At 66.6% G+C, this 20,217-nt stretch carries 26 protein-coding genes; 13 read left to right on the forward strand and 13 right to left on the reverse strand.

Annotated elements, in window-relative coordinates; genetic code table 11:
* Positions 1 to 22 precede the first annotated feature (22 nt).
* From OEJ37_RS27750 to OEJ37_RS27765, 4 genes are all read left to right on the forward strand, one after another.
* Positions 23 to 358 carry a c-type cytochrome gene (locus tag OEJ37_RS27750; protein ID WP_175920511.1) on the forward strand — a complete coding sequence of 112 codons (336 nt, stop codon included), beginning with the start codon at positions 23 to 25 and terminating at the stop codon, positions 356 to 358.
* A gap of 27 nt (positions 359 to 385) precedes the next feature.
* A complete protein-coding gene (locus tag OEJ37_RS27755; protein ID WP_263347676.1) occupies positions 386 to 1,324 on the forward strand; it encodes an LOG family protein in 939 nt (312 codons plus the stop codon).
* 144 nt (positions 1,325 to 1,468) lie between these two features.
* Complete coding sequence (locus OEJ37_RS27760; protein WP_263347680.1) at positions 1,469 to 1,738, forward strand: hypothetical protein; 270 nt, start codon at positions 1,469 to 1,471, stop codon at positions 1,736 to 1,738.
* A 186-nt stretch (positions 1,739 to 1,924) separates the two neighbouring features.
* On the forward strand, positions 1,925 to 3,691 hold the full coding sequence (locus OEJ37_RS27765; RefSeq protein WP_263347541.1) for a SulP family inorganic anion transporter: 1,767 nt from the start codon (positions 1,925 to 1,927) through the stop codon (positions 3,689 to 3,691).
* Positions 3,692 to 3,777: 86 nt separating this feature from the next.
* On the opposite strand, the gene OEJ37_RS27770 is transcribed toward OEJ37_RS27765, so the two are convergent.
* Together OEJ37_RS27770 and OEJ37_RS27775 are read right to left on the reverse strand one after the other, a co-directional pair.
* Positions 3,778 to 4,017, reverse strand: a complete 240-nt coding sequence (locus tag OEJ37_RS27770; protein ID WP_174418914.1) for a hypothetical protein — start codon at positions 4,015 to 4,017, stop codon at positions 3,778 to 3,780.
* A gap of 55 nt (positions 4,018 to 4,072) precedes the next feature.
* Positions 4,073 to 4,723: a BON domain-containing protein gene (locus OEJ37_RS27775; RefSeq protein WP_174418915.1), complete on the reverse strand. Its 651-nt coding sequence runs from the start codon at positions 4,721 to 4,723 to the stop codon at positions 4,073 to 4,075.
* A 229-nt stretch (positions 4,724 to 4,952) separates the two neighbouring features.
* Between OEJ37_RS27775 and OEJ37_RS27780 the strand changes: the two genes are divergently transcribed.
* On the forward strand, positions 4,953 to 5,627 hold the full coding sequence (locus tag OEJ37_RS27780; protein ID WP_174418916.1) for a nitroreductase family protein: 675 nt from the start codon (positions 4,953 to 4,955) through the stop codon (positions 5,625 to 5,627).
* Between the two features lie 101 nt (positions 5,628 to 5,728).
* Here OEJ37_RS27780 and OEJ37_RS27785 read toward each other — a convergent pair whose 3' ends face one another.
* The 4 genes from OEJ37_RS27785 to OEJ37_RS27800 all read right to left on the reverse strand — a co-directional run bounded on the left by OEJ37_RS27785 (position 5,729) and on the right by OEJ37_RS27800 (position 7,753).
* On the reverse strand, positions 5,729 to 6,163 hold the full coding sequence (locus tag OEJ37_RS27785; RefSeq protein WP_152861376.1) for an Hsp20/alpha crystallin family protein: 435 nt from the start codon (positions 6,161 to 6,163) through the stop codon (positions 5,729 to 5,731).
* Between the two features lie 187 nt (positions 6,164 to 6,350).
* Complete coding sequence (locus tag OEJ37_RS27790) at positions 6,351 to 6,626, reverse strand: DUF1488 domain-containing protein (protein ID WP_174418917.1); 276 nt, start codon at positions 6,624 to 6,626, stop codon at positions 6,351 to 6,353.
* Positions 6,627 to 6,675: 49 nt separating this feature from the next.
* Positions 6,676 to 7,149: a universal stress protein gene (locus OEJ37_RS27795; protein WP_175920548.1), complete on the reverse strand. Its 474-nt coding sequence runs from the start codon at positions 7,147 to 7,149 to the stop codon at positions 6,676 to 6,678.
* A gap of 349 nt (positions 7,150 to 7,498) precedes the next feature.
* On the reverse strand, positions 7,499 to 7,753 hold the full coding sequence (locus OEJ37_RS27800; protein ID WP_263347545.1) for a hypothetical protein: 255 nt from the start codon (positions 7,751 to 7,753) through the stop codon (positions 7,499 to 7,501).
* Positions 7,754 to 7,893: 140 nt separating this feature from the next.
* On the opposite strand from OEJ37_RS27800, the gene OEJ37_RS27805 reads away from it, so the two are divergent.
* Positions 7,894 to 8,769 carry a lipid A biosynthesis lauroyl acyltransferase gene (locus OEJ37_RS27805; RefSeq protein WP_263347547.1) on the forward strand — a complete coding sequence of 292 codons (876 nt, stop codon included), beginning with the start codon at positions 7,894 to 7,896 and terminating at the stop codon, positions 8,767 to 8,769.
* 656 nt (positions 8,770 to 9,425) lie between these two features.
* A complete protein-coding gene (locus OEJ37_RS27810; RefSeq protein WP_175920506.1) occupies positions 9,426 to 10,133 on the forward strand; it encodes an SDR family NAD(P)-dependent oxidoreductase in 708 nt (235 codons plus the stop codon).
* 31 nt (positions 10,134 to 10,164) lie between these two features.
* Here the strand turns inward: OEJ37_RS27810 and OEJ37_RS27815 are convergent, their stop codons facing one another.
* On the reverse strand, positions 10,165 to 11,130 hold the full coding sequence (locus OEJ37_RS27815; RefSeq protein ID WP_174418921.1) for a LysR family transcriptional regulator: 966 nt from the start codon (positions 11,128 to 11,130) through the stop codon (positions 10,165 to 10,167).
* A 215-nt stretch (positions 11,131 to 11,345) separates the two neighbouring features.
* Here OEJ37_RS27815 and OEJ37_RS27820 point away from each other — a divergent pair, with 215 nt between their 5' ends.
* The 4 genes from OEJ37_RS27820 (at position 11,346) to OEJ37_RS27835 (ending at position 13,854) form a co-directional block, all read left to right on the forward strand.
* A complete protein-coding gene (locus OEJ37_RS27820) occupies positions 11,346 to 11,810 on the forward strand; it encodes a RidA family protein (RefSeq protein ID WP_175920505.1) in 465 nt (154 codons plus the stop codon).
* A 268-nt stretch (positions 11,811 to 12,078) separates the two neighbouring features.
* Positions 12,079 to 12,498 (forward strand): organic hydroperoxide resistance protein, encoded by a 420-nt coding sequence (locus tag OEJ37_RS27825; protein ID WP_175944442.1) that lies wholly within the window; start codon positions 12,079 to 12,081, stop codon positions 12,496 to 12,498.
* A 66-nt stretch (positions 12,499 to 12,564) separates the two neighbouring features.
* Positions 12,565 to 12,891 carry a DUF4148 domain-containing protein gene (locus OEJ37_RS27830; protein WP_175920503.1) on the forward strand — a complete coding sequence of 109 codons (327 nt, stop codon included), beginning with the start codon at positions 12,565 to 12,567 and terminating at the stop codon, positions 12,889 to 12,891.
* A gap of 246 nt (positions 12,892 to 13,137) precedes the next feature.
* Entirely contained in the window at positions 13,138 to 13,854 is a 717-nt protein-coding gene (locus OEJ37_RS27835; RefSeq protein WP_263347556.1) for a GNAT family N-acetyltransferase, read from the forward strand.
* Between the two features lie 48 nt (positions 13,855 to 13,902).
* Here OEJ37_RS27835 and OEJ37_RS27840 read toward each other — a convergent pair whose 3' ends face one another.
* The 6 genes from OEJ37_RS27840 to OEJ37_RS27865 form a co-directional block, all read right to left on the reverse strand.
* Positions 13,903 to 14,358 (reverse strand): MarR family winged helix-turn-helix transcriptional regulator, encoded by a 456-nt coding sequence (locus OEJ37_RS27840; protein WP_263347559.1) that lies wholly within the window; start codon positions 14,356 to 14,358, stop codon positions 13,903 to 13,905.
* A gap of 129 nt (positions 14,359 to 14,487) precedes the next feature.
* Positions 14,488 to 14,616 carry a hypothetical protein gene (locus tag OEJ37_RS27845; RefSeq protein ID WP_263347561.1) on the reverse strand — a complete coding sequence of 43 codons (129 nt, stop codon included), beginning with the start codon at positions 14,614 to 14,616 and terminating at the stop codon, positions 14,488 to 14,490.
* Entirely contained in the window at positions 14,613 to 14,984 is a 372-nt protein-coding gene (locus OEJ37_RS27850) for a GFA family protein (protein ID WP_175920501.1), read from the reverse strand. Before OEJ37_RS27850 ends, OEJ37_RS27845 begins: the two co-directional genes overlap by 4 nt.
* A gap of 184 nt (positions 14,985 to 15,168) precedes the next feature.
* The gene (locus tag OEJ37_RS27855; protein ID WP_263347564.1) at positions 15,169 to 16,269 is read right to left on the reverse strand and encodes an NAD(P)H-dependent flavin oxidoreductase; all 1,101 of its coding nucleotides are present in this window, start codon (positions 16,267 to 16,269) and stop codon (positions 15,169 to 15,171) included.
* Positions 16,270 to 16,530: 261 nt separating this feature from the next.
* Positions 16,531 to 17,787, reverse strand: coding sequence for an MFS transporter (locus OEJ37_RS27860; protein WP_263347567.1), 1,257 nt, complete (start codon positions 17,785 to 17,787; stop codon positions 16,531 to 16,533).
* Positions 17,788 to 18,017: 230 nt separating this feature from the next.
* A complete protein-coding gene (locus OEJ37_RS27865; RefSeq protein WP_263347570.1) occupies positions 18,018 to 18,944 on the reverse strand; it encodes a LysR family transcriptional regulator in 927 nt (308 codons plus the stop codon).
* 233 nt (positions 18,945 to 19,177) lie between these two features.
* On the opposite strand from OEJ37_RS27865, the gene OEJ37_RS27870 reads away from it, so the two are divergent.
* Positions 19,178 to 19,810: a 5-formyltetrahydrofolate cyclo-ligase gene (locus OEJ37_RS27870; RefSeq protein WP_263347574.1), complete on the forward strand. Its 633-nt coding sequence runs from the start codon at positions 19,178 to 19,180 to the stop codon at positions 19,808 to 19,810.
* A gap of 63 nt (positions 19,811 to 19,873) precedes the next feature.
* Entirely contained in the window at positions 19,874 to 20,194 is a 321-nt protein-coding gene (locus OEJ37_RS27875; RefSeq protein WP_263347577.1) for a hypothetical protein, read from the forward strand.
* The last annotated feature ends 23 nt before the right edge of the window (positions 20,195 to 20,217 follow it).

Raw genomic sequence — 20,217 nt, forward strand, 5'->3', positions numbered from 1 at the left:
TCGTCCTGACGAGGAAAAGACCATGAACGTCACGCGCCTACTCGCCGCCTGCATGCTCGCCGCGACGGCCGGCATCGCGGCCGCCCAGACGGCGGTGCCCGAACCGACCGCGCTCGTCGATGCGCAGCACTGCATGTTTTGCCATACATCCGACATGCCGTTCCTTGCGCCATCGTTCCACCAGATCGCGGAACGCTACCGGGGCGTGCCGCACGCCCAGGAGCAACTCGAAATCAAGCTGCGCCACGGCGGCCGCGCGCATTGGGGCGATACGCCGATGCCGTCCGCCGCCGAGCGCGGCGGCCCGCTATCGCGTGACGACGCCCGTCAACTGGTGCAATGGGTCCTGAGTCAGTAACCGGCCTTGTCAGCCACCCTCTCCACCATGAGCGTAGTCAAACCGACCGCCGTCAGAGCCCGGCAACGTCGCGCGCGACCCTCGCGCGCCCTTTCACGGCCGCTGCGGCGCCGGGCCGAGACCGCGAACTGCATACAGGCCGATGAAGACACGACGCTCCTGAAGCGCCCCGGCATGCGAGGCATCCGGCTGCAACTCGACTACTGGAAAGCCGAGGAGCGCCTGCAACAGGAACGCATCGGTCACGCCATCGTGATCTACGGCAGCACGCGCATCGTCGCGCCCGCCGAAGCCAATGCGCGGCTGCGCGAAGCGAGCCGCGCGCTGGCGGAGCGGCCGCACGACGCTCGCCGGCGCCGCGCCGTCGCGGTCGCGAGTCGTCTGGTCAAATACAGCGTCTACTATCGCGTTGCGCGCGAATTCGGGCGCATCGTCGGCCGTGCCGACCGGCGCGCCCGCACGGCAAGGCTCGCCGTGATCACCGGCGGCGGCCCGGGAATCATGGAGGCCGCCAATCGAGGCGCATACGAAAGGGGCGCACCGAGCATCGGCTTGAACATCGAACTTCCGCGCGAACAGGCGCCCAATCCCTACCTCACGCCGGCCCTGTGCTTCCGTTTTCACTATTTCGCGATCCGCAAGCTGCATCTGCTCGAGCGCGCGAAAGCCGCCGTGTTCTTCCCGGGCGGGTACGGCACTTGCGACGAGTTGTTCGAGGTGCTGACGCTGCTGCAAACCCGGAAGATCGCACCGCTTCCGGTCATACTCGTCGGCGAAGCATACTGGCGCCGCGTCGTCGATTTCGCCTTTCTCGCGGACGACGGGATGATCGATCGCAGCGATCTCGACTTGTTCGTCTATTGCGAATCCGCACCGGACATCTGGCACGCAATCGGCTGCTGGTATGCGCAGCGGCGATCGCAGCCGCCACGGCGCGTGACTTCCCGGGCGAACCGCGCGATGTAGGAATCGGCCGATTTCATTTGCCCATTTCCTACACGCGGTTCGGGGCCGCCTGATTGAATCCCGCAAGAGCGAGACCGATACTGAATGCATGACGACCGCTTGTACGGCACACCGATTCCCGGTCGTTCGTTCAGGAGAGCCGTCATGCCACATGCGATGTCTTGTTTCGAACCGGGAAGCCGGGCAGCCGGCCGCACCGGCACCTCCAGGTCCGCCGCGTCCGCCGCGCCCACCGCGCAGGGACGCGCGGTACCCGATAGGCAGGCGCTCCTCGCACTTGCGCGCGAAGCCGGCATGATGGTCATGCTCGACGCCCAGATCGGGCGCGAACGCTACGAAAGCGTGACAGGATCGCTTGCCGCGCTGGCCCGCTTCGCGCAGGCGCTGCAGCTTTCGGTGCTCGACGCGGCGTGATGTCGAGCGCCGTCGTGTCGCGGCGCCGGTATCCGGTCAGGCGGCCGCGGCCCCGTCATTCGGCGCGATGGCGCTTCCCGCTCCGGCATGTCGCGCGCCTGTTACGGTCCGGCGGCATCCCGTCGAATCCACGCTTGCCGGAGCAAGCCATGCACGTCGCCGCGGCTGTTCCGTGACGAAACCGCGATGAACCGGCCTCTTTCCGGACGCGTCGCGCGCATGCTCCCGGGAATCGCGCTGCTCGCGAACTACCGGCGTGCGTGGCTCTCGCGCGACCTGTATGCGGGCATGGCGCTGTCGGCGGTGCTGGTGCCGGTCGGCATGAGCTACGCTGAGGCGGCCGGCCTGCCCGCCGTCACCGGGCTCTATGCGTCGATCGCCGCGTTGCTCGCCTACGCGGTGCTCGGCCCGAGCCGGATCCTCGTCCTGGGCCCGGATTCCGCGCTGGCCGCGTTGATTGCAGGGGCCATCGCACCGCTCGCCGACCATGATCCGCAACGGGCCATCGCGCTTTCCGGCGCGCTGGCACTGTCGGCCGGAACGATCTGCATCCTGCTCGGTGCGCTCCGCCTCGGTTTCGTCACCGATCTGCTGTCGCGCCCGATCCAGTACGGTTACCTGAACGGCATCGCCATCGCACTTGCAGTCGGCAGGCTGCCCGAGCTGCTCGGCATGTTCGTCCCCGGCAACGACGTGTTCTCCGGCCTGTCGCACATCGTGCGAGCCCTCTTCGAGCACCGGTTTTCTCCCGATGCCTGTTTGCTGGGCTTGGGCGTTCTTGCGGCGATTGCGGCCATGAAGCGCATGATGCCGCGTTGGCCCGGCGTATTGATCGCCGTGCTGGCGGCGACCCTGGCCGCACGCGTGGCGCCGTTGCACGGGGTCGTGACGGTCGGCGCGCTGCCCGCAGGCGCGCCCACGCCCCATCTTCCGGTCGTGTCGCTCGCCGACCTGACCGCGCTCGCGTCCGGCGCGGTCGCCGTGGCACTGGTGTCGTTCGCCGACATCAGCATGTTGTCGCGTGCCCTTTCCACTCGTGCGGGCGACACGCCGGACCGCAACCAGGAACTGGTCGCATTGGGGGCGGCGAATCTGCTGGCCGGCGTGATGCAGGGCTGCGCGGTCAGCAGCAGCGCGTCCCGCACGCCCGTCGCGATTGCCGCGGGCGCGCAAAGCCAGGTCACGAATCTCGTCGCGGCGGGCTGCATCGCGTTGCTGCTGATCGCCGCGCCGGCGCTGCTGACGCTCGTCCCGCGCGCGGCGCTGGCTGCCGTCGTGATCTATGCCGCGTTCGGCATCGCCGACGTCCGCAGCGTGGTCCGGCTGTATCGGATGCGTCGCGGCGAATGCCTGATTTCAGTGCTGTGCTTTGCAGGTGTCATCGGCATGGGTGTCGTACCCGGCGTCCTGCTCGCGAGCGCGCTGTCGCTGCTGTCGTTCGTCTGGCGCGCCTGGCATCCGTACGATGCGGTGCTCGGCCGGCTGGCGGGCGTTCGCGGTTATCACGACATTGCGCGCCATCCGGACGCCGTGCAAACCCCGGGGCTCGTGCTGTTCCGCTGGGATGCCCCGCTTTTCTATGCCAATGTCGAGATCTTCTGCGAGCATCTGCACGCTGCGCTCACGCGAGCGGCGGGCCCGGTCGATCGAATCGTCGTCGCGGCAGAACCCGTCACCGATATCGATGTCAGCGCGGCGGACCGGCTCGTGACGCTTCGCGAGGAGCTCGGCGAGCAAGGCATCGCGCTGGATTTCGCGGAAATGAAGGGCCCGGTGAAGGATCGCCTGCGCGCTTACGGCTTGTTCGACGTATTCGGATCAGCCAGCTTCTTTCCGACCGTGGCCGACGCCGTTGCGCATCATGTCCAGCGCCATGACAAACATGCGCGCGCCGGCGAACCCGTCGTGCGTCCGTCGTCGTCGGGCCCCGCTGGAGATCGAGCGGACGGCTAGCCACACGAATGCGTGCGATGGCGCGTGTCGCATCGCATGCCCCGGGAGCTCGGCATCGACGCGACACGCTCGCGACAGCCGATGATTCAGACCGTGAAGGTGTTCGATTTCCGCATCTCGACCCACGTCATCCCGGCTCGCAGCCCTTCGACCGCGGCCTCGCGCTCGGTGGCGTGGGTCCTGTTATGCGCGAACGTATGTTCGCATGCGCCATCCGGCGACGTGAGCGTCACATGGATCCTGCAACGATAGCCGCCCGTTTCGGCGGCGATCGTCTCGATCGCCACCGACCAGTCCGCGTCATGTACCTCGCCTGACACTGTCATCTCACTTCCCTCCTTCATCCGCGCGGACGGCATGTCCGGCCGCCGCGGGTCGGATTCACTCGACAACCAGGTCGTCGACGACGGCACGCACGCCTCGTGCGGACCACGCGGCACCGCGCACGGCCTTGCGCTCGGAGAACGAGCCGACCTTGCCGGAAAGCCGCACGGTGCCGTCGCGCACCTCGATCGCGATGTGCTTCGCCTCGCGCTCCGCGTGACGCATGATCGCGCGCTTGATGTTGCCGCCGATGTCGGCCGATCCGACCGCCCCCTGTACGCTGATGTGGTTGGTCACGCCGGTCACGCTGCGCATCTGCGAGATCGCGCGCACGGCCGCATGGCTCTGGTATGCCCAGTCGACCTTGCCGGACAGCGTGATCCAGCCGTGCTCGACCTGCACCTTGACCGCATCGTCGTTCAGCCCGACCGTCCAGTGCAGCACCGAACGCACTGCGTTGGCGATGTCCTCGTCGGTGCGAACGTCGTCGTTCGGCAGATGCACGGTCATGTCGACGACGAGCGCCTTGACGCCGGCCACGCGGTTCGCCGCGCGCTCGATCGCCAGTTTCTCCGCGTAGCTTGGCGGGTGACCCGATATCGTCACGATCCGGTCGGCTACCTCGACGCCGATGCGTGTCGCGTCGATCGCCGGGTCTGACTCCAGTTCATCCTGAACGTCCTGCTTCAACTGCCTGTCGGTTTTCATCGCGTGCACTCCTGTGAGCCGCGGCGTGCGGTCCGCCGCATGCAGCCAGATTTGCACACGCGCGGCGCCCGATCGCTGATGCAGGTCAACGGATAGCTCGCGCCGCACGTCACGGACTGCGCATGCGTCGCTTGACGAAGGTCAAGCCGGGGCGGCCGGGCCGCCTTATCGTGAGATCGCCGATGCGCGACGTTCCAGGCACGCGCAGCGTTGCTCGAAGGAGACTCAAATGTCGGAACAGCAACTGTTGACCTATTCGCCGGCGCCCCCGGCACTGCCGGCGGCGCCACTAGGGGAGTCGCCGGCCATCGTCGATCTGCCGCGCCCCAACCTCGACGACGGCATGCCCTTGACGATGGCGCTCGCGGCAAGAATGAGTTCCCGCGAATTCGCCGCCACGCCGCTCCCGCCCACGACGCTCGGCACGATGCTGTGGGCCGCGAACGGCGTCAACCGGCCGGCGAGCGGCGGTCGTACGGCGCCGTCCGCGCATGCATTCAATGAGATCGACATCTATGTCGCGCTGCCGCATGGCGTCTATCGTTACGACGCGCCCGCGCATCGACTCGTGCTGAAACACGCGGTCGATGCCCGCAACCTGACGGGTTACCAGGACTTCGTCGGACGCGCGCCGCTGGATCTCGTCTACGTCGTCCGGACCTCCGCGATACTCGACATGCCGCCGCAACAACGCGACGTGTTCTCGGCGATCGCGGCCGGGGCCATCGCGCAGAACGTTTCGCTCTACTGCGCGGCGGCCGGCCTCGGGACGGTCGTCCGCGGCTGGATCAACCATCGCGCGCTCGCCGACGCGCTGCGCCTGAACGAGGACGAACTCCCGATCCTCGCGCAGACCGTCGGATACCGGGTCGGTGGTGCGAGTGGTACGGTGCCGGGTGCGTGAGCGGACCTGCGGCCGCTTCACGATGAAACGGTGCGCGGATTGCCCGCGCGCCGGTTTCCCGCTTCGGGCGATGCATGCATCGCCCGGCGCCTGCCGCCCGATCAGCCGATCGTCAGCTTCTTCTGCCCGGCCGGCGTCTTCTTCGGCAGCGACAGCGTCAGGACGCCGTCCTGATACGCTGCCGTCGCTTTCGCGTCGTCGATCTCGCCAGGCAGCGAGAACGAGCGGCTGATCGCGCCGCTGTAGCGCTCGCGCCGGATCACGCGCTCGCCTTCCTTCTGCTCGTTGTTGCGTTCGATCTTTGCGTTGATCGATACGGTCCGGCCCGTCACCTGGACGTCGATGTCGTCCTTTGCGACGCCCGGCAGTTCCGCGTTGACCTTATAGGCGTCATCGCTTTCCGTGACGTCGATCTTCACCGACGCGAGATCGGGCTCGTCCGTCAGCGTCATGCCTCGCAACGGCCTGAACAGCCCCTGAAACAGGTCGGAGACGGGGTCCATCGAAAACGGATCGTAGCGAGTCAGATTGCTCATGATGTGCACTCCTCGAACGGTTGAATTGAGTCGGCCCGGCGCGTTCGTCCTGACGGTGCCGGACCGGAACGCGGGACGCGTCGCTGCGACATGCGCCTGTCGCGCGGGGCACGAACCATCCTGTCAAGAATCCAGCGTAGACGTACGGGCCCGCTGCGGCTTGATACGCGTCAACGGCGCGAGCCGGTCACGTGCAGAACCGGAAAAATCCGCTGTGGAGCAGGATCGGCCGGCCGCCGAGCTCCTCGAGCATGCGGCGCGCCGCGCGTTCGATGGCGGGACGATTGCACGAGAACGCGGCCAGAAGATCCGGCTCCCGAGGCGATGCGGCGAGGAAATGGTCTTCCAGTGCCGCGGCCGTGATCGCGCATTGCACGCGCCGGCCTTCGACCAGCGCGGGAAAGGCCAGCGCGGGCTCCTGCCCGGAATACGCCGGTGGTTCGACGGGAAACGAGATTTCCATGACGGTCTCCTGACGGAATGACGCACCGACCGGTGCTTGCGCAGTCGTGCTATGCGGCCGCAGCGGCTGCACGCGTCGCGTCGTCGCCGCGCACGAGCAGTACCGGGCAACTCGACGTCCGCAGGAAGCGTTCCGCAACACTGCCGAGCATCACGCGCCGGATGCCGCGGCGCCCATGCGTACCGAGTACGGCCAGATCGATCGCATGATCGGCGACATGGCGCTGCAGGCGTTCCGCAACATCCTGGCCGAGCTCCGTTTCGACGATTTCCGTATCGCCGTTCACCCCCGCGCGCGCGATCGCCCGTTCGGCATCTCGCAGCACCGTCACACCGTCGTGCCTGACCTCCTCGATCAATGCATTCGGGTCGATTCGTCCGGCATAGCTGAGCAAGATGGATTTGTCGACGACGAAAACGGCAAACAGGCGGGCCTGGTACAAGCGGGCCATCTTCAGGCCTTCGTCGAGGGCTTGTCTGGATGAAACGCTACCGTCTAAGGCGACCATGATATTCGTGTACATACGGACCTCGCGGGATGGGCAGGCGTACATGCGACGTTTGGACTTGTCTCCATCATCAGCGCGCGCCGAGATCGGACGTTGACCGAAATCAACGGTGCGAAAATCGACAAAACGAAATGACGGTCGCGAAACAATGCAGGGCTGCCGAATGAGATGCGGCACCCTGCGGCGAGCGGCCTCGATGACGATGGATTGGCGATAGCCGGCGAGGACGGCCGCGAGTTTCATGGGGAGCCGACCCGCTTTCGCGAACGCCCTTCGGCATCGGTTTCCCGCGTTGCGGATCATGCGGATGATGCGGCCCGACCCGGCATGACGGGCGACTTCTCCGGCGGGGAGCCCGCACGTGTTATCGTAAGCGGATTGCCACATCGTCGCGATGCCGGCCGAACAGGCCGCCGCGATCGTTCCCTGCGCCTTCGCGCGCCACCTGGCTGCCGGTGGCGCGTTCCATCGATTCACGTATGTGCCGCGCTGCCCGCTCCCGGCGCGCTATCCGGAGGCCATGCGCATCCACGCCGTCCGGGTCGGCATCGCGTGGATGAATTTTCCGCCCGCCATCGTATATCGCTTCGAACGTCGGATCGAAGCGGTTGGCCATCATCGGCCTGGCGCGCGGCCGCCGTCGGAGGCGGCCGCGCAAGCAACTGCCCTGCACGGCCTCGACACAACCCGATTTCCCCGTACCCCATCACTCGACTCGAGCGGCGCCGGGCAGTCAACAGACGGAACTCCATCATCATCATGAACGCTCTCGGGTATTGGCTGCTGTTCGGCCTCCTACGGTTCCTGTCCATTCTTCCGTACTCGCTGGTCGCGAGAACCGGCAGCGGCATCGGCGCGGCGCTCTACCGGATACCGAGCCGGCGCAAGCACGTGGTGCATGTCAACCTGCAACTCTGCTTTCCGCTGAAGACCGCCGAGGAACGCGACGTGCTCGCGCGTGCCCATTTCGAACATGTCGTCCGGAGCTACCTGGAGCGCGGGTTCCAGTGGTTCGGCAGCGCGCGCTCGCTCAATCGCCTGGTCGAGATGGACAGCCGCATCGATCTCCACGATCCGGATGCGCCGCCGACGATCTTCATGGGTTTTCACTTCGTCGGCATCGAGGTGGGCTGCATGCTCTATTCGTCGTCGCTGCCCGTGGCGGCACTCTATACGCGCATGTCGAATCGGCGCGTATGCGATCTCGCCAAACGTCAGCGCGGGCGCTTCGGCGCCGAGATGATCGAACGCAGCGCGAGCGCGAAACACCTGGTCCGGCTTCTGCGCGCGGGCACCCCGGTGATGCTCGCCGCGGACATGGATCACGGCACGACGGGTTCGGTGTTTGCGCCGCTGTTCGGCGTGCAGGCCTGCACGTTGACGTCGGTATCGCGGCTGGCGAAGCTGAGCGGCGCGCGGGTCGTACCGTTCGTGACCGAAGTGCTGCCGGCATTCCGCGGCTACAAGCTGACCATCTTCGAGCCGCTCGACAGCTATCCGACCGGCAGCGAGTCGTTCGACGCGCGCACGATGAATTCCTTTCTCGAAGAGCAGATCCTTCGATTTCCCGAGCAGTACTACTGGGTGCACCGACGGTTCAAGCATCGTCCGGCAGGCGAGCCAGGCGTCTATTGACGGCTGCGGGGGCGGCGAAACGCGGCGTTGGTGCATGGATGCGAATTCGATGGATATTTTCCGTGTCCGTGTCCGTGCGCGATTGAGCGAACGCAGCTGCGTAATCCATTTGCATGCGCGGATGAGCCCCCGGGGTTGAATGCGGGCGTTTGCTTCAAACCCGTCGCTGGCCGAGCCTTGACGACCGCTTCCCTGCCCTCGAATCGATGGAGAGTCGCATCGGAATGGTCTGGACGGTGACGTCAGGCACGTTTCTGAAACGACGAGTTTCGATTCACGATAGTGCTATTGCGATAAGAAAAGTTATCCGGATAGATGCATGGATTTATCCAACTGCGTGTTCCGTGGCAGACAAACCTGAATGCAGTGTTGGTCGTATTCCGACCGTGTTGTCGTGAACGGGGTGCTGGCGATCGCCATCGCGGTAACCGCCGCAGCTTCGGCGGCTCACCCATCGGGCCACGGGGAAAATCGATCTCCTCGATGAGCGCGCCACGCGTCAACCTCACCCTCCCCCGCATTTGTTCCCGCGACGCAAGACTGTTGCTCCACGGCGGGTGTTCGAAATCGCGATCGGCGCGCCTACAGTTTGCCCATCGGATTCATCGATCCGGTCGGCACTGCAGCCGAACACCATTCACCTGTCGAGGCATGTCATGAGCACATCCAAAGTCATCATCGTCACTGGCGCATCGCAAGGCATCGGTGCGGAAACGGTCAACGCGTTCCGCGCACGCGGCCATCGCGTCGTCGCGACTTCCCGTTCGATCGGGCCGTCGAACGATCCCGATCTCGTCACCGTCGCGGGAGACATCGGCGATCCGGCCGTCGCGCGTCGCGTGGTCGACGCGGCAATCGAACGCTTCGGCCGCGTCGACACGCTCGTCAACAACGCCGGCGTGTTCATCGCGAAGCCGTTCACGCAGTACACCGCGGACGACTACGCGCAGGTCACGGGCGTCAACCTGAACGGTTTCTTCCACGTCACGCAGCGCGCGATCGCCTCGATGCAGCAGCACGGCAGCGGGCACGTGGTCAGCATCACGACGAGCCTGGTCGATCACGCGAACAGCAACGTGCCGTCGGTGCTCGCATCGCTGACGAAAGGCGGATTGAATGCGGCGACGAAATCGCTCGCGATCGAGTACGCGAAGGCCGGCATCCGCGTCAATGCGGTGTCGCCGGGCATCATCAAGTCGCCGATGCATGCGCCCGAAACGCATGCGACGCTCGCGTCGCTGCACCCGGTCGGCCGCATGGGCGAGATGAGCGACATCGTCGACGCGATCCTGTATCTCGACTCGGCGCCGTTCGTCACCGGCGAGATCCTGCACGTCGACGGCGGCCAGAGCGCCGGGCATTGAGCGACGGCATCGAAAGAACGAGCCGGCGCACCTATCGCGATGCGGCGGCTCGTTTGGTACGTGTGCCGCGCGCCTGCCCGGCGGGCGCGCGCTCCAGATGCTCGACGAGAAAGTCGACGAACACGCGCACGCGCGACGACAGAAAACGCGCATGTGGATACAGCAGCATGAACGGCCGCGACCGGCCGCCAAGGCCGGGCAGCACCTCCACGAGCGTACCGGTGCGCAGATCCTGTTCGACGATGAAGCGGTAGGTCTGGAACAGGCCCGCACCGCTGCGCGCGAGCGTCACGCCGGCGAGGACGTCGCCCGACGTACTGTAGCTGCCGGTCGTCGCGATATCGATCTCGTCCGATCCGTCGTGGAACAGCCAGGGAATCGGCCGCCCGCTGCTCGGCAGCTCGAATTGGATGCATTCGTGCGCATGCAGATCGTCGATGGCGGTCGGCGTGCCCGCGCGCTTCAGATAACCGGGCGTCGCGACGATCACGAGCTCGGCGTCCTCAAGCTTGCGCGCGACCAGGTTCGAATCGGCCGGCGCGCGGCCGCGGATCGCGAGATCGAAGCCTTCTTCGGCGAAATCGATGTTGCGGTTGCTCAGGTGGGTTTCGACGCGCACGTCCGGATAGCGCTCGCGAAACGCAGGCAGCAGCGGCAGCACGCGGTAGTGCCCGTACGGCGTCGGCATGCTGATCCGGAGCACGCCGGCGGGCGTTGCCTGCTGGCCGGTCGCTTCGCGTTCCGCGTCGACGAGCTGCGACAGCGCATCGCGGCATTGCTCGAAATAGCGCCGGCCGGAATCGGTCAGGCGGATCTGCCGTGTCGTACGCACGAACAGCCGCACGCCGAGACGCTCCTCGAGCCGCGCCACCGACCGGCTGACCGCGGCCGGCGTGACGCTCGCCGCGGTTGCCGCCAGCGTGAAGCTGCCGAGTTCGGCGGCGAGACAGAACAGCTCGATGCTGCCCAGCAGCAGATCGTCGAATTGTCGTTGCATGGTGCGGTTCCTGCCGTCTCCGGTGTGGCGCGCGCGATGAAGCAACGAGTGTGCATGAATATCGCGCGGGAAACCAGCCGGCGCGCGTGGCGTGATTCGTTACATGGTGTCCCGAATCAATTGCGCCGCTGACATTTACCGGCTTCGGCCGGATGACTAGAGTGACCGACAGGCAACATCGATCGCCCGATCCACTTTCCCGCAAGGAGCAAGACATGACCGTCGAACAGAAACTGGCCGAACTCGGCCTCGCGTTACCCGAACCGCCGAACCCGCTCGGGAGCTATACGGCCGCAATCGAAGCCGGCAACCTGCTGTTCGTATCGGGACAACTGCCGCTTGTCGACGGCAGGATCGCCTATACCGGCCGCGTCGGCGAGCAGTTGAGCGTCGACGAAGGCCGCGATGCCGCGCGGCTCGCGGCGCTGAACGTGCTCGCGCAGATCCGCAGGCATCTGGGCGGGTTCGACCGCTTGCGCAAGATCGTGCGCGTCGAGGGGCACGTGAGCTCGGCCGACGGTTTTTACGGGCAGCCGGCCGTGATCGACGGCGCGTCCGACCTGTTCGCCGCAGTGCTGGGCGGCAAGGCGGGGCACGCGCGCTCGGCGTTCTCCCAGCGCCAGTTGCCGGCCGACGCGGCCGTCGTCCTCGTCGTGATCGCCGAGATCGATCCGGCGTGACGTCCTTGGAAAGCGACAATCCATTCCCGCGGGCGTTTCCGCCCGCCCTGCCCGGGGTTCGTCACCGGCCCCGTTACCGGGGATATCGGTGCGCGATCGGCCGAAAGCCCTGCCTGGCAAAGCGCGACACGTTCCGGATACATTGGAATACAAAATATCGCATGCGATTTAATCGAATGCGATTGACATGGCCGATCGGCTCGACGAAACTCCATCGCATGCGATCGAATCGCATCTGAAAAAAACCTGCCAACTGACGGAGCAAATGATGAGCAAGATCGAAAAAGTGCTGTACACGGGCAAGACGCATACGACTTCGGGCGGCCGCGACGGCACGGCCCGCAGTTCCGACGGCCGCCTCGACATCCAGTTGTCGTCGCCGGGCAGCGCCGGCACCGGCACCAATCCGGAACAACTGTTCGCGGCCGGCTGGTCGGCCTGCTTCATCGGTGCGATGCAGCTTGCGGCGCGCGCCGCGAAAGTGACGCTGCCGGCCGATCTCGCCGTCGACGCCGAAGTGGATCTCGGCACGTCCGACAACGCGTACTTCCTGCAGGCCCGGCTGAACGTGAGCGTGCCGGGGCTCGATCGCGACGTCGCGCAGCGCATCGTCGATGCCGCGCACCAGACCTGCCCGTATTCGAAGGCGACGCGCGGCAACATCGACGTCGACATCCGTATCGCCTGAACGTTGCATCGGGCGGCCGAGCGCCGCCCTGCCGAATTCCCGACTTCTTTTCTATCGAGGTGAATGATGAAAACCCAACTGATCGCTGCCGTTCTCGTGGCCGTTTCGGCCGCCGTTGCCGCCCCGGCGTTTGCCGATGAAGCCGTCGTGTCCCGCGCGCAAGTGCGCGCCGAACTCGTGCAGCTCGAACAAGCCGGCTATCGGCCGGGACGCGCGAACGATCCGCACTATCCGGACGACCTGCAGGCCGCACTGACGCGCGTTCACGCGAACGACGCCGTGGCGGCCGATGCAGCGGCATCCGGTTATGGCCGCGAAGCCGCCGCCGCCACGCGGTCGGGCAGCCGGCCCGCGACGCGCATCGCCGAGCGCTCGATCTACTTCGGTCATTGAGCATTGCACGACGGAATCGGTCGTCCACGTCCACCATATAAAGCGCATGCGATGTAGTCGCGTGCGCTTTTCTATTTTGGGCGACCGGATTTGCATCGACGTTTTCCGGATCTGGATCATCGAGAACGAAGAAGGCCAGCGCACACGCTTCAGGCCAATGACGCGATCCATGTCGTTGCGGGGCGACCTGCCCGGTCGATCCGGTCTATTCTGTGCGGCACGAAATCTTCAATCGAGGAGCAGCCGATGCCGGAAGCCACAACCGGAAACACGACAGGCGATGCACACCCGCTCGACCATGTCGTCTGGAACGCGCTCACGGGCAAACAGCGCCGCTTTGCGCTCGGCAGCGACCGCGCGCTGCGGTTTCCCGCGGCCATTGCGCCGTTCGCGGCGATCGCCGACACGAGCCCGGCATCGTTCGATGCGCTGCGCGAACTGATCGCCGCGCACGGCCCGGCCGCGCTGGTCACGCCGGACGAGATCCCGCCGCCGGCGGGATTGCCGGTGATCCGGCGCGCGACGTTGCTTCAAATGATCTGGCAAGGGGCGCCCGATCCGGCGCATGCATCGGAGCATGTCGCACTCGCCGAAGCCGACGTGCCGGACATGCTCGCACTGACCACGGCCGCGCAGCCCGGCCCGTTCGGCCCGCGCACGATCGAACTCGGCGACTATATCGGTGTGCGCAGCGAAGGCCGGCTGGCCGCGATGGCCGGCGAGCGGATGCGGGTCGACGGGTATACCGAGATCAGCGCCGTCTGCGTGGATGCCGCGTTTCGGCGGCAAGGGCTTGCGGCGCGGCTGATCCGGTCGTTGATCGCGGCCATCGGCGCGCGATCGGACACGCCGTTCCTGCACGTCCTCACGTCGAACCAGGTCGCTATCGAGCGCTACCTCGCGCTTGGTTTTATCGTCCGCCGCGAGATGAACCTGCTGGTGCTGGGCGACGAGCATGCATGACGACGCGGCCGACGCGATGCGAGCGTCGGCCGCTTGTCGCCAGTGTGTTTAGTCTTCGGTCGACCGGATCAGGTTGCCGCGCAGCGTGACGATCGCCTTCTGCACCTTCGCGAATTCGTCCTGCTTCAACCCGGTGGCTTCGATCAGGTTCATGTCGAGCCCCTTCTCGCGCACGCGCCGGCCGCTTTTCGTCAGGCTGACGAGCACCTGGCGTTCGTCCGACGGATCACGGTGCCGCTCAAGGTAACCCATCGCCTCGAGCTTCTTCAGGATCGGCGTCAACGTATTGGATTCGAGGAACAGCTTCTCGCCGAGCTGGCCGACCGTCTGGTTGTCCTGCTCCCACAACGCAATGATCGTGATGTATTGCGTATACGTGAGGCCGAGCTCGTCGAGGATCGGCTTGTAGGCCTTGCCGAACGCGAGGTTCGCCGAGTAGATCGCAAAGCACAGGAATTCTGACAGCTTCGGCGCGGCGGGCGATGGTGCTTCGGTCGGTTTCATGAACTTCCTCCAGCGGCGCGAACGGTCGCAGATAAGCGCATTATATATCGCGTGCGATCTTATCGGAAGCATGATAAATCGGTGTCGATGAACCGGCGGGATGGCGCAACGCGGCCGGATCGACGCCCGTCAGTCCTGCCTGTGTCGCTTGCCGGTTTGCAACCGGCTTGCCGACAGCAGCGAGCATTGCACCGGATGCGCAATTTCGGTCGCGAGCCCGCCTGCGGCAAACAGCAGGATCATCAGCCAGCGTTTCATGCGTCCTCCACGACCGACAGGCTTGCGCCGTTTGCGACCGCTGCGTCGAGCGCATACGGATCGACGCTGTCGAGGCAGCCGAGATTGACGCGCCAGCATGCGGGGTCCAGGCGCGTCTGATGGAACGGATAGACGCCGCAACGGCTACAGAAATAGTGACGGGCCGTGCGTGTGTTGAAGCGGTAGCACGTCAGTGCGCCCTCGCCTTCGACGATCTTCAGGTCGGCAGCGGCGAGCATCGGGCTCATCAGCGCGCCGCGGCGACGGCACAGGCTGCAGTTGCAGCGGGCCGCCGGCGCAATAGCCGTTTTCACTTCGAATTTGACAGCCCCGCAATGGCAGGACCCTTTGAACCAGGTTGCAGACATGATGTGCCCTCGAAGAAGTCATGCCTGCTTTATAGCGGACGCTCGAACCTGGGTTGTATCGCTCTGTATCCGCAGTCCGCGCAGATACAGAGCATTGCAAATCGGCGGCGGGCGGCGCACGTTCGGCGCGGCGATCCGCGGCATGATCGCCGGCACTTGCGCGCGGCTTGTCGGCCGAGCGCGATCAGTCCAGCGCGTGCTGCAGGCGCTCGATCGCGGTCCGCGTTTCGCGCTCGAGCGCCGCGAACAGCTCGGCGGCCGGCAGCGAGCGGACGAGCGGCGCCGCCTGCCCGGCCCACTGCGCGCCGTAGCCGAATTCGCCCTGCGCTTTCGCGGCCGCATGCAGCGCCTTGCCCGCGTCGTACGCGATCGGATACGCGGGCGTGGCCGGCGCGTGCGGGTCGTCGCCGAGCGCGGTCAGCCGGTTCGCGATGCCGCGCGCGATCCGGCCCGAGATCGCGGACGTAAACGTCGTGCGGCGCGCCGCGTCGCCGAGGATCGCTCGGCGATAACCGTCGTCGATCGACGTCTCCGGGCATGCGACGAAGGCGGTGCCGAGCTGCGCGGCCTGCGCGCCGAGCGCAAGCGCGGCGGCGATGCCTTCGCCGTCCATGATGCCGCCGGCGGCGATCACGGGCAGCGTGCATTCGCGCACGATCAGGCGCGTCAGTGCGAACGTGCCGAACCGATCGTCGTGGGCGGTCGAATCGAACACGCCGCGGTGCCCGCCGGCTTCGATGCCCTGCGCGACGATCGCGTCGATGCCGGCGGCGGCGATCTGCCGCGCTTCGTCGAGATTCGTCGCGGTTGCGAACAGCGTGATGCCCGCGCGCTTCAGCGCGGCGATCACGTCCGCGGACGGCAGCCCGAAATGGAAGCTGACGACGGCCGGCTTTTCTTCGGTGAGCATCGCCTGCATCGCGTCGTCCGCGACGAAGCTCGTATAGATCTCCGACAGCGATGCGGGCGGCGTCGCACCGTATGCGCGGAACGCAGGTGCTAGCCAGTCGAGCCATGCGCGTTCGACGGCCGCGTCGGCGCGGGCCGGACTGTGGCAGAACACGTTGATGTTGAACGGCCGGTCGGTGAGCGCGCGTGTGTCGCGGATCATCTTGCGCGCGCCGTCGGCGTTCGTCGCGCCGACGCCGAGCGAGCCGAGCCCGCCCGCGTTCGACACGGCGGCAGCCAGCGCCGGCGTGCTGACGCCGGCCATCGGCGCCTGGACGATCGGCGTGCGAATGCCGAGCGCGCGCAACAGCGTCCGGTTATCGGTCGAGTGATTCATGTTGCTTGCCTCCTGCACGATCCGTCATCGAAATGCGTCGGCCGCATGCCGGCCGAAGCGTGTTGGTCGGGTCCGGCGCGACGCGCGTTCGTCATGCTTCGCGCGTAGCCGGACATGTGAAACCGGTGTTGAAAGCGATGGGCAGCGTCAAGGTGCGGTGCGCGGAAGGCTCGGCGACGGTGCGTGTTATCGCCGCTTCCGGGCGCGCATCTGCAACTGCGCCCATCCTACGCCAGCCCTCGATGATCCGCGGGCCAGCCGCTATCGGCCGCGCGCCCAGTGCGCGAGCACCGCGCAAGCCGCCAGCAGCGCGCCCGTCACGAAGAACACCGAATGCAGGCCGAGCGCGACGCCGATCTGCCCGCCGATCACCGGGCCGATCACCTGCCCGCTGAACTGCGCGGACTGCAGGTAACCGAGCATCTGCCCCGTCGCGCGCTCGTCGACCGACTGCCGCACGAGCTTGCCGATCGACGGCAGCAGCCCCGCGAGCGTCATGCCCATCAGCACGCGCAGCGCGGCAAGCTGCCACCAGTGCGTGACGAACGCCTGCGGCACCATCGCGAGCGCGGTCAGCAGCAGGCAGCCGACGATCACGTTCCAGCTGCCGATCCGGTCGGCCAGCGCGCCGAGCCGCGCGGCGGTCAGCATGCTGCCGAGCGCCGAACAGGCCATCACGACGCCGGCGACGCGCGCGAGGTGGTCGCCGCCTACGCCGAGGCCGCCGATATAGACCGTGATGATCGGCTCGATCGACATGTTCGCGAGCAGCACCATCATCGCCGTCACCAGCAGCGCGGCGACCGCCGCGCGATTCGTGCGTTGCGCCGTGCCCGCGGCCGCACCGGAGGTACGAGCTTTCGCGTCGGTGTCCGCGTGGAAGTCTTCCTTCACGACGAAGATCGTCAGCAGCGCGGCGACGGCGATCATCGCGCCACCGGCGAAAAACGTGCCGCGAATCCCGACCCAGCCCGGCAGCAGCCCGCCGACGAGCGGCCCGACGAGATTGCCCGCGAGCGCACCGGTCGACAGGATGCCGAGCGCCCAGCCCGCACGCTCGCGCGGCGCCTGCGTGCCGACCATCACGGTCGATGCAGACGCATAGCCGCCGACGAGCCCCGCGATCAGTCGCAGCGCGACGAGTTCGACCACGTTGTGCGCAATGCCGATCAGCGACATCACGATGGCCATCCCGATCGCCGCGCGCACGAGCATCGGCTTGCGGCCGAAACGATCCGCGAGCCGGCCCCACAGCGGCGCGGTGACGGCCGTGCCGAGAAACGTCGCGCTGAACGCGATGCCCGACCACTGGATCACGGCCGACTGCGAGTCGACGCCGAGTTGCCGCACGTACAGCGGCAGGAACGGCAGCAGCATGCTCAGGCTGACGAGCGTCGTGAACGATCCGAACACGCAGACGGCGAGATTGCGCCGCCAGTAGCGCACGTTGCGTTCCGCATAGCTGGCCGCGGGCCGTTCGGCGAGCGCCGCGGCTGGTACGTGTGCGGTCGTGCTCATCGCGCCCTCGCGATACGAATCGGGCCGACCGGGCCGGCACCGGCGGCACACAGAGTGACGCGCCACGCGTTGAGCACACGCGCACGCGGCTGATCCAGAAGCGCTTGATGCATGTCGACCTCCATTCGCTGGACGGGCGCCACGCGCGTCCGTCGGTTGAAGAAAGTCTAGATTGAGTCGAATGGCGAGAGAATGCCCATCACGCGAAAGCCATTCTTCCGCGTTGCGGTTCAATTGCCGTCGGTGATGGCGGCCAGCCGTGCGAAATGCTCGCGCAGCCTCGGCGCCGCGAAATCGACGAACGCGCGCACCTTCGGGACCGACAGCCGTCCGTAAGGTGTGACGAGATGGATGGGCAGCGGCGCATGTTCGCTGTCGCTCAGCACGATCCGCAGCGCGCCGTCGCGCACCGGTTCGGCGACGTGATACGAAAAGAGCCGTGTGACGCCGTGGCCGGCGACGGCTGACGCAACCGCGCCGCGGATCGTGTTGATGATGAAGCGCGGCGCGAACTGGACGACCTGCGGCAGCGCCGATGGCCCGGACGGCGGGAAGCTCCACGAGTCGAGCCCGAAGTGCGTCATCGAGATGATCCGGTGCCGTGCGAGATCGGCCGGCGTTTCGATTGCCGGATGCTTCGCCAGATAGCCGGGAGATGCCACGACGACGCGCCGCACCGTGCCGACCGGAATCGCGACGAGTGTGGAATCGGTCAGGTGTGCGATGCGCAGCGCGACGTCCATCCCTTCTTCGATCAGGCTGACGGGACGGTCGAGCAGCTGCAGGCGGATCGACACGGCCGGATGGCGCTCGATGAATTCGTCGAGCAGCGCGCGCAGCACGTCCTCGCCCGCGGCGACCGGTGCGGTGATCGTCAACATGCCGCGCGGCGCCGAGCGTTCGTCGGCGATCAGCATGTCGGCTTCCTCGAGATCGGACAGGATGCGGCGGCACGCGGCCGCGTAGCGTTCGCCGGCCTCGCTCAGGCGAATCGTCCGAGTGGTCCGGTACAGCAACGCGGTGCCCGTGTGCTCCTCGAGAAAGGCGATTGCGCGGCTGACCGCCGCCGGCGACCGGCCGAGCCGCCGCCCCGCGCCCGCGAGGCTGCCCTCGTCCAGCGTGGCGACGAACACCTTCATCGCATCGATTCGATCCATGGCGTGTGAATGGGGCGAGCGGTCGTGTGATTGGCGGCGGGCAAGCGAGCGTGCAGTCTACCGCACGCGGGCGCGGCGCTTTGCCGGGGGGATGCTGCGGTAGCGGTTTTGGCCCTACAATGCGCAGGCGAAGAAACCGCACGAACGGCCGTCACGACGCCGCGTTCATCGAACGCGGCGTCCGACATTCAAGCGGTTGCGCTGAATAACGAACAACAACCCATACAGCACTCATGAAAAGAAGAACATTTCTCGCGCTGCCCGCCGTGGCAGCGTCCGGCATGCTTGCCGGCTGCAGCGATTTCGGTCCCGTCACCAATCGCATGATGAAGGACCCGGAATACCGGGAAACGCTCTCGGCGTTTCTGATCAGCGCGGACGGGAAGAAACTCGTCGTGCTCGGCAAGCGGTATCACTACATTTTCGATGTGCCGCCGGCCCTCGCCGTCAACCTCACGGCGCCCTATCGCCCCAAGCTGTATACCGATCTCGACGATTTTGAGACGCACGGCGACAAGATCACCGGGCGTTACCGGATGCACCTGTCGCGCGAGGATGCGCCGCCCGGTTCCGAACTGCGCGAGCGCGCGCTCGCGGACGGCTTCAAGGACACCCGCTTCGAGCTGGTGGCGGACGGCACGATCAGCGGCACGCGTTACCAGCCGAACGACGTCACGCCGGCCTCGGTTCCGCAGGCGTTCAATCACGAGTACGACGTCAAGGTGATCGAGCGGCCGTCGGTGCTCGGCAAGGGGGTAAAGCTTGCGCTGTCGCCGATCACGATGGCAGCCGACGGCGCGCTCGGCCTGCTGGGCGTCGCGCTGGCCCCGATCGCGCTCACCACGCTCATCGTAATGGCGCGCTAAGACCGTCGCATCGCGATGCGTGTCGCAACGCGACGGCCACCCTGCGCTCCACCGGAATCAGTGATGAAATCTCCTGCCCGAAAGCTGTTCCGGATCGGCTGCCTGGCCGGTTGCCTCGCGTTCGCGCAACACGCCGTCGCCGATAGCGACTGGGACGCCGCGCGCCATGCCCGCACCGACTGGGTGTTCGCGTCGATGAAGGAAAGCGACGTGCGCCCGACGCTCGATCGCACACTGAAGGACCAGGTGCGCTGGCGCGCGGCGCGCGAAGGCGACCCCGTTGCGCAGATGGAGATGGCCGATCTGTTCGAGAAGCTGGGCAAGACGGATCTCGTCACCGCGCTGCGCGCATGCGCGACGCAGCAGAATCCGGAATTGAAATGATGCGCGTCGCGCCGGCACGCCGC

Source organism: Burkholderia sp. BKH01, from assembly GCF_025685725.1.
Lineage (GTDB): Bacteria > Pseudomonadota > Gammaproteobacteria > Burkholderiales > Burkholderiaceae > Burkholderia > Burkholderia pyrrocinia_C.

What these genes read in the sequence shown, in the direction of transcription:
- OEJ37_RS27750 (WP_175920511.1), top strand. Translation starts at nt 23, where the DNA reads ATGAACGTCACGCGCCTACTCGCCGCCTGCATGCTCGCCGCGACGGCC.
- OEJ37_RS27755 (WP_263347676.1), top strand. Translation starts at nt 386, where the DNA reads ATGAGCGTAGTCAAACCGACCGCCGTCAGAGCCCGGCAACGTCGCGCG.
- OEJ37_RS27760 (WP_263347680.1), top strand. Translation starts at nt 1,469, where the DNA reads ATGCCACATGCGATGTCTTGTTTCGAACCGGGAAGCCGGGCAGCCGGC.
- OEJ37_RS27765 (WP_263347541.1), top strand. Translation starts at nt 1,925, where the DNA reads ATGAACCGGCCTCTTTCCGGACGCGTCGCGCGCATGCTCCCGGGAATC.
- OEJ37_RS27770 (WP_174418914.1), bottom strand. Translation starts at nt 4,017, where the DNA reads ATGACAGTGTCAGGCGAGGTACATGACGCGGACTGGTCGGTGGCGATC.
- OEJ37_RS27775 (WP_174418915.1), bottom strand. Translation starts at nt 4,723, where the DNA reads ATGAAAACCGACAGGCAGTTGAAGCAGGACGTTCAGGATGAACTGGAG.
- OEJ37_RS27780 (WP_174418916.1), top strand. Translation starts at nt 4,953, where the DNA reads ATGTCGGAACAGCAACTGTTGACCTATTCGCCGGCGCCCCCGGCACTG.
- OEJ37_RS27785 (WP_152861376.1), bottom strand. Translation starts at nt 6,163, where the DNA reads ATGAGCAATCTGACTCGCTACGATCCGTTTTCGATGGACCCCGTCTCC.
- OEJ37_RS27790 (WP_174418917.1), bottom strand. Translation starts at nt 6,626, where the DNA reads ATGGAAATCTCGTTTCCCGTCGAACCACCGGCGTATTCCGGGCAGGAG.
- OEJ37_RS27795 (WP_175920548.1), bottom strand. Translation starts at nt 7,149, where the DNA reads ATGTACACGAATATCATGGTCGCCTTAGACGGTAGCGTTTCATCCAGA.
- OEJ37_RS27800 (WP_263347545.1), bottom strand. Translation starts at nt 7,753, where the DNA reads ATGATGGCCAACCGCTTCGATCCGACGTTCGAAGCGATATACGATGGC.
- OEJ37_RS27805 (WP_263347547.1), top strand. Translation starts at nt 7,894, where the DNA reads ATGAACGCTCTCGGGTATTGGCTGCTGTTCGGCCTCCTACGGTTCCTG.
- OEJ37_RS27810 (WP_175920506.1), top strand. Translation starts at nt 9,426, where the DNA reads ATGAGCACATCCAAAGTCATCATCGTCACTGGCGCATCGCAAGGCATC.
- OEJ37_RS27815 (WP_174418921.1), bottom strand. Translation starts at nt 11,130, where the DNA reads ATGCAACGACAATTCGACGATCTGCTGCTGGGCAGCATCGAGCTGTTC.
- OEJ37_RS27820 (WP_175920505.1), top strand. Translation starts at nt 11,346, where the DNA reads ATGACCGTCGAACAGAAACTGGCCGAACTCGGCCTCGCGTTACCCGAA.
- OEJ37_RS27825 (WP_175944442.1), top strand. Translation starts at nt 12,079, where the DNA reads ATGAGCAAGATCGAAAAAGTGCTGTACACGGGCAAGACGCATACGACT.
- OEJ37_RS27830 (WP_175920503.1), top strand. Translation starts at nt 12,565, where the DNA reads ATGAAAACCCAACTGATCGCTGCCGTTCTCGTGGCCGTTTCGGCCGCC.
- OEJ37_RS27835 (WP_263347556.1), top strand. Translation starts at nt 13,138, where the DNA reads ATGCCGGAAGCCACAACCGGAAACACGACAGGCGATGCACACCCGCTC.
- OEJ37_RS27840 (WP_263347559.1), bottom strand. Translation starts at nt 14,358, where the DNA reads ATGAAACCGACCGAAGCACCATCGCCCGCCGCGCCGAAGCTGTCAGAA.
- OEJ37_RS27845 (WP_263347561.1), bottom strand. Translation starts at nt 14,616, where the DNA reads ATGAAACGCTGGCTGATGATCCTGCTGTTTGCCGCAGGCGGGCTCGCG.
- OEJ37_RS27850 (WP_175920501.1), bottom strand. Translation starts at nt 14,984, where the DNA reads ATGTCTGCAACCTGGTTCAAAGGGTCCTGCCATTGCGGGGCTGTCAAA.
- OEJ37_RS27855 (WP_263347564.1), bottom strand. Translation starts at nt 16,269, where the DNA reads ATGAATCACTCGACCGATAACCGGACGCTGTTGCGCGCGCTCGGCATT.
- OEJ37_RS27860 (WP_263347567.1), bottom strand. Translation starts at nt 17,787, where the DNA reads ATGAGCACGACCGCACACGTACCAGCCGCGGCGCTCGCCGAACGGCCC.
- OEJ37_RS27865 (WP_263347570.1), bottom strand. Translation starts at nt 18,944, where the DNA reads ATGGATCGAATCGATGCGATGAAGGTGTTCGTCGCCACGCTGGACGAG.
- OEJ37_RS27870 (WP_263347574.1), top strand. Translation starts at nt 19,178, where the DNA reads ATGAAAAGAAGAACATTTCTCGCGCTGCCCGCCGTGGCAGCGTCCGGC.
- OEJ37_RS27875 (WP_263347577.1), top strand. Translation starts at nt 19,874, where the DNA reads ATGAAATCTCCTGCCCGAAAGCTGTTCCGGATCGGCTGCCTGGCCGGT.